The organism is Parvibaculum sp. (assembly GCF_035511255.1).
Classification (GTDB): Bacteria; Pseudomonadota; Alphaproteobacteria; order Parvibaculales; family Parvibaculaceae; genus Parvibaculum.
On sequence record NZ_DATKFR010000400.1, the window covers coordinates 1 to 2,323 of the forward strand.

General features: G+C 65.3%; 2 protein-coding genes and 1 pseudogene. 2 read left to right on the top strand and 1 reads right to left on the bottom strand.

Translation table 11 applies throughout. The features are described from left to right. Both VMR03_RS15370 and VMR03_RS15375 read left to right on the top strand, forming a co-directional pair. Positions 1 to 138, top strand: a pseudogene (locus VMR03_RS15370) (nitronate monooxygenase); the annotation flags it as partial. A gap of 121 nt (positions 139 to 259) precedes the next feature. Continuing rightward, a complete protein-coding gene (locus VMR03_RS15375) occupies positions 260 to 1,837 on the top strand; it encodes a FadD3 family acyl-CoA ligase (RefSeq protein WP_325406757.1) in 1,578 nt (525 codons plus the stop codon). A gap of 13 nt (positions 1,838 to 1,850) precedes the next feature. On the opposite strand, the gene cysC is transcribed toward VMR03_RS15375, so the two are convergent. After that, positions 1,851 to 2,323, bottom strand: a 473-nt coding sequence (gene cysC / locus VMR03_RS15380) for an adenylyl-sulfate kinase (RefSeq protein WP_325406759.1), incomplete at its 5' end; no start/stop codon positions are given.

A 2,323-nucleotide genomic window follows, 5' to 3' on the forward strand; every position in this document is an offset into this window, starting at 1 on the left:
GATGCGGGCGCCTGGAGCTGCGGCATGGTCGCCGGCCTGATCCACGACATTCCGTCCGTGAAGGAGCTGATCGACCGCATCATGAGCGAAGCCGAAGCGATCATCCGCAAGCGCCTCGAAGGCTTCCTCGCCGCCTGACGATCAAGCCCGCGGTCGCGCTCAGACACGTGATCGCGGGCTTTCCTATCGTCCGAAAAGACTAGGACTTTGCGGCATCCGGCATGGTTAGCTCGCCTGACCAGCAGAGAGCCCGAGCCGCATGCCGACGGAACCCGCCTCACACGCCGACACCATCCCCGGCCTCGCGGCCGCCGCTGCGCGCCGCTGGCCGAACCGGCCCGCCATTGTCGACGGCGACAAGACGCTCACCTTTTCCGAACTCGACGAAGAACGCCGCCGCGCCGGCCGCGCCCTCATCGCGCTCGGCATAGAGCGTGGCGACAGGGTCGGCATCTGGGCGCCGAATATCTGGGAATGGATCGTCGCCGCCCTCGCCGTCCAGAGCGCGGGCGCCATCGTCGTGCCGGTCAATACGCGCATGAAAGGCCAGGAGGCCGCCGACATTCTGTCCGACGCCGGCGCACGGGCGCTCTTCGTCATCGGCGATTTTCTCGGCGCCCATTATCCGGATCTCATTTCGGCCGTCTGGCCGAAACCGCTCGAACAGATGATCGTGCTTCGGGACGCCCGTGCCGGCGAAACCGATTGGGAAAGCTTTCTGGCGCTGGCCGACGAGGTGAGCGAGGCCGAGCTCGCGGCGCGCATGCCGGATGCCGACGACATTTCCGACATTCTCTTCACCTCCGGCACGACGGGTCGGGCCAAGGGCGTTATGACTGCGCATGGTCAGAACCTCCGGGCCTTCGATGCCTGGGCGAGCGCAGTCGGCCTCGTCGAGGGAGACCGCTATCTGGTTGTCTCGCCCTTCTTCCATTCCTTCGGCTACAAGGCCGGCTGGGTTGCGGCGTTGATGCGCGGCGCAACCGTCTATCCGGTGCAGGCCTTCGACGCGGAACTTGCCCTCGCGCAAATCGAGCGCGACCGCATCACCGTCATGCCGGGCGCACCGACGCTTTATCACAGCCTGCTCGCCCATCCGCGCCTCAAGGATTTCGATATTTCGAGCCTGCGCGCCGCGATCACGGGCTCCGCCACCATTCCACCGATCCTGATAGAACGCATGCGCAGCGAGCTCGGCTTCGATGTCGTGCTGTCGGGCTATGGCCTCACGGAAAGCTGCGGCGTCGTCTCGCTGAGCGTCGCCAGCGACGACCCGGAGACCGTGGCGACCGCCTGCGGCCGCGCCATCGAAGGCATCGAATTGCGTTGTGTCGATGAGAAAGGAAATCCCGTTCCGACCGGTACGCCCGGCGAAGTCGTCGTGCGCGGTTACAATGTGATGCGGGGCTATTTCAACAATCCGGAAGCCACGCGCGACACCGTCGACGCCGACGGCTGGCTTCACACCGGCGACGTCGGCCTGCTCGACGAGCGCGGCTATCTGCGCATCACCGACCGCATGAAAGACATGTTCATTGTCGGCGGCTTCAACTGCTATCCGGCGGAAGTCGAGCGGCTGTTAAGCGCGCATCCCGCCGTCGGACAGGTGGCCGTGATCGGCGTGCCCGACGACCGCCTCGGCGAGGTCGGCAAGGCCTTCGTCGTGCCGAAGCCCGGCGCCACGATCAACGGGGCGGAAATCATCGCCTGGGCGCGCGAGCACATGGCGAACTACAAGGTGCCGCGCTTCGTCGATATCGTCGCCGCACTCCCGACCAACGCGTCCGGCAAGGTCGTCAAACCGGAATTGCGCAAGATGAGCGTACCGGCGACCTGAACCGCCGGTCCGGTCACGCGATGATCCCGCGCCCGCGCAGCAGCGAAATCACTTCTTCGGCAAGATCCTCGACCGACTTCGCGCCGGATTCGAGCCTGATCTCCGGGTTCTCCGGTCGCTCATAAGGCGAGTCGATGCCGGTGAAGTTCTTGATCTGACCGGCCCGCGCCTTCTTGTAGAGACCCTTGGGATCGCGGCTCTCGGCGACGTCGAGCGGCGTGTCGCAGAAGACCGCGATGAATTCGTCGCCCTCCACCAGCTCGCGCGCCATGCGGCGCTCGGCACGGAACGGCGAGATGAAAGAGACGAGCACGATGAGGCCCGCATCGATCATCAGCTTCGACACTTCGGCGACGCGGCGGATATTCTCCACGCGGTCGCCTTCGGTGAAACCGAGATCGCGGTTGAGCCCGTGGCGAACATTGTCGCCGTCGAGCATGTAGGTGTGCCGCCCTTCGGCAAGCAGCCGCTTCTCGACGATGTTGG